General features: G+C 72.8%; 5 protein-coding genes. 2 read left to right on the forward strand and 3 right to left on the reverse strand.

What is annotated here, in order from left to right:
• Positions 1–166: 166 nt before the first annotated feature.
• Positions 167–1,825, reverse strand: a complete 1,659-nt coding sequence (gene hutU / locus AN218_RS00050) for a urocanate hydratase (RefSeq protein ID WP_070014361.1) — start codon at positions 1,823–1,825, stop codon at positions 167–169.
• Between the two features lie 137 nt (positions 1,826–1,962).
• Here hutU and AN218_RS00055 point away from each other — a divergent pair, with 137 nt between their 5' ends.
• Positions 1,963–3,471 (forward strand): type III PLP-dependent enzyme domain-containing protein, encoded by a 1,509-nt coding sequence (locus AN218_RS00055; RefSeq protein ID WP_079131666.1) that lies wholly within the window; start codon positions 1,963–1,965, stop codon positions 3,469–3,471.
• 57 nt (positions 3,472–3,528) lie between these two features.
• Here AN218_RS00055 and AN218_RS00060 read toward each other — a convergent pair whose 3' ends face one another.
• Positions 3,529–4,473 (reverse strand): LysR family transcriptional regulator, encoded by a 945-nt coding sequence (locus tag AN218_RS00060; protein ID WP_070014362.1) that lies wholly within the window; start codon positions 4,471–4,473, stop codon positions 3,529–3,531.
• Positions 4,474–4,643: 170 nt separating this feature from the next.
• Between AN218_RS00060 and AN218_RS00065 the strand changes: the two genes are divergently transcribed.
• Complete coding sequence (locus AN218_RS00065) at positions 4,644–4,856, forward strand: hypothetical protein (RefSeq protein ID WP_070014363.1); 213 nt, start codon at positions 4,644–4,646, stop codon at positions 4,854–4,856.
• A 47-nt stretch (positions 4,857–4,903) separates the two neighbouring features.
• Here AN218_RS00065 and AN218_RS00070 read toward each other — a convergent pair whose 3' ends face one another.
• Entirely contained in the window at positions 4,904–6,073 is a 1,170-nt protein-coding gene (locus AN218_RS00070) for a 5-methyltetrahydropteroyltriglutamate--homocysteine S-methyltransferase (RefSeq protein ID WP_070014364.1), read from the reverse strand.
• Positions 6,074–6,189 lie beyond the last annotated feature (116 nt).

Consider the following 6,189-nt stretch of genomic DNA (forward strand, 5'->3'; position numbering starts at 1 on the left):
CCCCCACGGCCGCCGCTCCGTGCGGACGCGGACGGCGGGTCTCCGCCGCCGCTCACGTCCGGTACGGGCCCGCCGACGGCAGAGCCGTGCGCGGAGTCCCGCGCGTCCTGCGCTCCTCCCGCTCCGGAAGCGGCAGCTCCCGCGTCCGCCTCCGCGTCCCGCGCGGTCACCCGTCCTCCCGCATCGGGATCCGTACGCCGCGCTCCGCCGCGATCTCCTCCGCGCGCTCGTAGCCCGCGTCCACATGCCGTACGACGCCCATCCCGGGGTCGTTCGTCAGCACCCGCCGCAGCTTCTCGCCGGAGAGCGCCGTGCCGTCGGCCACCGTGACCTGGCCCGCGTGCAGCGAGCGGCCCATCCCGACGCCGCCGCCGTGGTGGATCGAGACCCAGGTCGCCCCGGACGAGGCGTTGACCAGGGCGTTCAGCAGCGGCCAGTCGGCGATCGCGTCGGAGCCGTCGCGCATCGCCTCGGTCTCCCGGTACGGGGAGGCCACCGAGCCGCAGTCCAGATGGTCGCGGCCCAGCACCAGCGGTGCGGAGATCTCGCCGCTCGCGACCATGTCGTTGAAGCGCTCGCCCGCGCGGTCCCGCTCGCCGTAGCCGAGCCAGCAGATGCGGGCGGGCAGCCCCTGGTAGTGGACGCGTTCGCCGGCGAGCTTGATCCAGCGCGCCAACGACTCGTTCTCCGGGAAGAGTTCGAGCAGGGCGCGGTCGGTGGCCGCGATGTCCTTCGGGTCGCCCGAGAGCGCCGCCCAGCGGAAGGGCCCCCTGCCCTCGCAGAACAGCGGCCGGATGTAGGCCGGTACGAAGCCGGGGAAGTCGAACGCCCGCCCGTAGCCGTGCAGTCGTGCCTCGCCGCGGATGGAGTTGCCGTAGTCGAAGACCTCGGCGCCCGCGTCCTGGAAGCCGACCATCGCCTCCACGTGCCGTGCCATCGACTCGCGCGCCCGCTGGGTGAAGTCGGCGGGCTTGTCCGCCGCGTAGCGCTCCATGTCGTCGAAGTCGACGCCGACGGGGAGGTACGAGAGCGGATCGTGCGCGCTGGTCTGGTCGGTGACGACGTCGATCGGGGCGCCGCGCTCCAGGAGTTGGGGCACCAGCTCGGCGGCGTTGCCGAGCACGCCGACGGAGAGCGGACGCCGCTCGTCGCGCGCCGCCGTCGCCAACTCCAGCGCATGGTCGAGGGAATGGGCCCGTACGTCGAGATAGCCGTGCCCGATGCGGCGCTCGATGCGGGAGGGGTCGCACTCGACGCAGATCACCACGCCGCCGTTCATCGTCACGGCGAGCGGCTGCGCGCCGCCCATGCCGCCGAGGCCCGCGGTGAGCGTGATCGTCCCGGCGAGGCTGCCGCCGAACCGCTTGGCGGCCACCGCCGCGAACGTCTCGTACGTGCCCTGGAGGATGCCCTGCGTGCCGATGTAGATCCACGAACCGGCCGTCATCTGCCCGTACATGGTGAGCCCGAGGGCGTCCAGCCGCCGGAACTCCTCCCAGTTCGCCCAGTCGCCCACGAGGTTGGAGTTGGCGAGCAGGACGCGCGGCGCCCACTCGTGGGTGCGCATGACGCCGACGGGGCGGCCGGACTGCACGAGCATCGTCTCGTCGCCGTCCAGGGTGCGCAGCGTGCGGACCATGGCGTCGAAGGAGGGCCAGTCGCGGGCGGCCTTGCCGGTGCCGCCGTAGACGACGAGCTTGTCCGGGTGCTCCGCGACCTCCGGGTCGAGATTGTTCTGCAGCATCCGCAGGGCGGCCTCCTGCGGCCATCCCCGGGCACTCAGTTCGCTGCCGCGCGGTGCCCGTACGGGTCGCGGTCCTGACATCTCCCGTGCCTCCCTGCCGATCGCTCGTCCCGACTCCCCCGACGTCATTTATTCACACACTGTACGGAGTGAATAGAACTAGTCAACAGGATGGCCCGGCCAACCCCCGCGGGCGGCGGACGTGTTCTGCTTGACGTATGCACGACTCCAGCAGCAGTTCCGCCACCACCGCCTCGTCGGCCTCGCCGGCCTCATCGGCATCGCCGACCGGTCCGACCGGCACCCCGCTCGCGCCCGGTGCCTCCGTCGCCGCCCGCCGCGACCTGGCCGTACGCGCCGCCGTCGAGCAGGGCCTCGTCACCGGCGACCGCGAGCCGATCGCCGCCCTCCTCGACGTCCGGGCGATACGCGAGGCGGCGGGCGCACTCCGCGCGGCCTTCGACGCCGTCTCCGGGCCCGGCCAGGACGTTCTGCACACCTTCGCCGTCAAGGCGGCCTCCCTCGTGCCCGTGCTGCGGCTCCTCGCCGACGAGGGCATCGGCTGCGAGGTCGCCAGCCCCGGCGAACTGGCGCTGGCCAGGGCCGCGGGCGTACCGGCGGCGGCGACCGTGCTGGACTCGCCCGCCAAGACCCCCGGCGAACTGCGCGAGGCGCTCCTGCTGGGCATCGCCCTCAACGCCGACAACCGGAGCGAACTGGCCCGCCTCGACGAGCTGGTACGGCCCGGCGACCCGGCGACGCCGCCGCTGGGCCTGCGCGTCAACCCGCAGATCGGCGGGGGCTCCATCGACGCCATGAGCACCGCCACCGCGACGTCGAAGTTCGGCGTCGCGCTCGCCGACCCCGGTGCCCGCGAGGAGGTCGTACGGGCCTATCGCGATCGCCCCTGGCTGACCCGGCTCCACTCGCACGTCGGCTCGCAGGGCATGCCGCTGGAGCTGATGGCCGAGGGCGCGCGGGCCACGTACGAGCTGGCCGAGGAGATCAACGCCGCGGCCGGACGGCGCCAGGTCGACACCCTCGACCTGGGCGGCGGCCTGCCCGTCAACTTCGGCAGCGACGCGATCACGCCGACGTTCGAGCAGTACGCGCGACTGCTGGCCGAGACCGTGCCGGGGCTCTTCGACGGGAGTTACGGGCTCGTCACCGAGTTCGGGCGCTCGCTGCTGGCGAAGGCGGGGACGATCCTGGCGCGCGTGGAGTACGCGAAGTCCGCGGGCGGCCGCTCCATCGCCGTCACGCACGCGGGCGCGCAGATCGCGGTGCGTACGGTCTTCACGCCGGACGCGTGGCCGCTGCGGGTGGCGGCGTACGACGCGAAGGGCGGGTCGAAGGGCGGCGCGGACGGTACGGGCGGTACGGGCGGTACGGGCGCCGGGGGCGAGGCCGGTACCGGAGAAGCCTCGGGTGCCGGTCTGGTCGAGCAGGACATCGCCGGACCGTGCTGCTTCGCGGGCGATCTGGTCGCGCGGGGGCGGCTGATGCCGCGCCTGGACGAGGGCGACTACGCGGCGCTCCTGGACACGGGCGCCTACTACTTCTCCAACCCCTTCGGCTACAACTCCCTGCCGCGGCCCGGGGTTTACGGCTTCACCGTGACGGACGGCGGCGAGGTGCGGTTCGTGACCGTACGCGATCCGCAGACCCTCGCGGAGATCGTCGGCGACTCGGGCGGGGCGCACCGGGACGCGCTGCGGGAGAGGTGACGTGCGCGGGAGGTAAGGGGGCCGCGCACCCGCGGACGCGCCGTTCCCGGCAGGTCGTCACAGCGGCTCGGTCTCCTGGACGAACCCGCCCTGTTCCGCGGCGAGTTCGTCCAGCAGGGCGAGCGCCGCGGCGACGGCGGGATGGCCTTCGCTGCCGCGTCGCGTGACACGCAGCAGACGGCGGGAGGGTATGTACCGGCCGCGCAGCGGGATCCGCACCAGATCCGGATGCGACGGCAGTCGGGCCAGGCGCGGCACGAGGGCGATCCCCATACCGAGCGCGACGAACGTGGCCACGACGTTCCACTCCCGCGCCTCGTGGGCGACCGACGGCGCGAACCCGGCGCTGCGGCAGGAGGCGAGCACCAACTGCCGTGCGGAGCAGCCCGTCCCGGGCATGCCCAGGATCCAGCGCTCCGCCGCGAGGTCCTCCATCGTGGGCCCGTCGCCCCGGGTCAGGGCGTGACCGGCGGGCGCGATCAGGTCGAACGGGTCGTCCAGCAGGGGCCGTTGACCGAAGCGGCCGTCGTCCAGCGGAGGGTTGTCGGGCATGGCCTCGACGACCGCCACATCCGTCTCGCCGGAGAACAACAGGCCGAAGCAGTCGAGAGGTTCGGCCTCCCGCACCTTCACGGTCAACCCCTCCCACTCCGCCTGTAGCCGTACGGCGAGCGGGGCCAGCAGGACCTCGGCCGCCGAGGGGAAACCGGCGACGCGCAGCACCCCCCGCGGCTCACCGACCGCCGTGGCGTGCAGTTCCGCCTCGGTGCGCTGCCACAGCTCCTCCATGGCGTCGGCGTGCCGCAGCAGCGCCTGCGCGGCCTCCGTCAGCCGCACCCGCCGCCCCTGCGGGCGCAGCAACTCGACGCCCAACTCCCGTCCGAGCTGGCGTACTTGCTGAGAGACGGCCGAGGGGGTCAGATGCACGGCCCCGGCCGCCGCCGTCACCGTGCCGTACTGCTCGATGGCGCGGAGCACGGTCAGACGCCGCAGATCAATCATGTACTCGTTCTACACGGTTCGGTGAAGAAATCGAACCTGGACCTGAATGATCCGCTCGCGCAGGCTGGTCGGTACGGGGGCCGGCGGGCCGGAGACACGGCGGGACATACCCGGCGAACCGGCGTGTACCCGCCCTCACTTGAGCCCGACCCCGCCGAGGAGGCCCGCACGTGTCCGACTGCCCGTACTGCGGATGGCCCGACGACGAGCCCGTCCAGGGCGTCTCCCGGCACCCCACAGCCGAAGGGGTGCTGGCCTGGACGCGCTGCGCCTGCGGCTCCCTCCAGGCGAGGGTGCTCACCGCCGGCACCGTACGGATCGTCACGCGGGGGAAGCCTGCGGACGGCCGCCCGCAGGACGAACGGCGCGGCGCCGCCCGGTAGTCACGCCTCCGGGCGGCACACCCGCCGTACGGCACGCACCCTCGCGGTCAGGCTCCGCCCCACACCTCGTCCGCCGTCTCGACGATCAGCGCGAGCTTGCGCTTCTGGTCGTCGACGGTCAGGTCGTTGCCCTCCAGGGTCGAGGAGAAGCCGCACTGCGGCGACAGGCAGAGCTGGTCGAGGTCGATGTAGCGCGACGCCTCCTCGATGCGCCGCTTGAGCCCGTCCTTGCTCTCCAGCTCCGGCCGCTTGGTGGTGACGAGACCGAGGACGACCTGCTTGTCCTTCGGCACGAAGCGCAGCGGTTCGAAACCGCCGGAGCGCTCGTCGTCGTACTCCAGGAAGAACCCGTCGACGTCCAGACCGCCGAAGAGCGCCTCGGCGACGAAGTCGTAGCCGCCCGAAGCCACCCACGACGAGGCGAAGTTGCCGCGACACATATGGGTCGTGACGCGCAGATCGGCGGGGCGCCCGGCCAGCGCACGGTTGATGTTGGCGATGTACGTCTCGTGCTGGTGCTCGGGGTCGCCGCCGATGCCGGCGACGTGCTGCCGCTGCTCGGGGTCGTTGAGGTAGGCGAGGCTGGTGTCGTCGAGCTGGAGATAGCGGCAGCCCAGCTCGTGGACGCCGCGCACCTGGGCCGCGTACGCGGCGGTGAGGTCCGTCCAGAACGCGTCCATGTCCGGATAGACCGTCTCGTCGATGGCGGCGCGTCCGCCCCGGTAGTGGACCATGCTGGGCGAGGGGATCGTCAGCTTCGGGGTCTGGCTCTCGGAGACGGTCTCCCGCAGGAACGTGAAGGCGTCGCCGAAGATCGTCCCGTCCAGCCGCAGCTTGCTGTCGACGTGGGCGGAGGGCGGCGCCCACTCGATGTCGCCGTCCGCGTTGTGGAACTTCACGCGCAGGCTGTCGTCGTGGACCTTGCTGATGCCGCCCAGGGAGTAGATGAAGTCCATGTGCCAGGACTGGCGCCGGAGTTCGCCGTCCGTGGCGCTGCGCAGCCCGGCCTCGCGCTGGAGGGCGACGACGTCGCGTATCGCCTCGTCCTCGGCGGCCCTCAGCGCGGCGGCGCCGGCGCGCCCGGCGGCGTGCTCCTCGCGTACGCGCTTGAGGGCGGCGGGGCGCAGCAGGCTCCCCACGTGATCGGCGCGGAAGGGCGGAAGCGTCCGTGCACCGCTCGCCGCGGCGGCTCCGGGTGTCGTCGGCTCTGACGTCATGAGGTGTCCCTCCTCCGGGTCGGAGGGCCCACACTGCTCCGGAATGGTCCATTCCTCAACCACCCTTTCCATCATCCGGAAGGGGGGTGCCGCGGGGGCGCGGCAGATTCTCGGGG

Source organism: Streptomyces nanshensis (assembly GCF_001751255.1).
GTDB lineage: Bacteria > Actinomycetota > Actinomycetes > Streptomycetales > Streptomycetaceae > Streptomyces > Streptomyces nanshensis_A.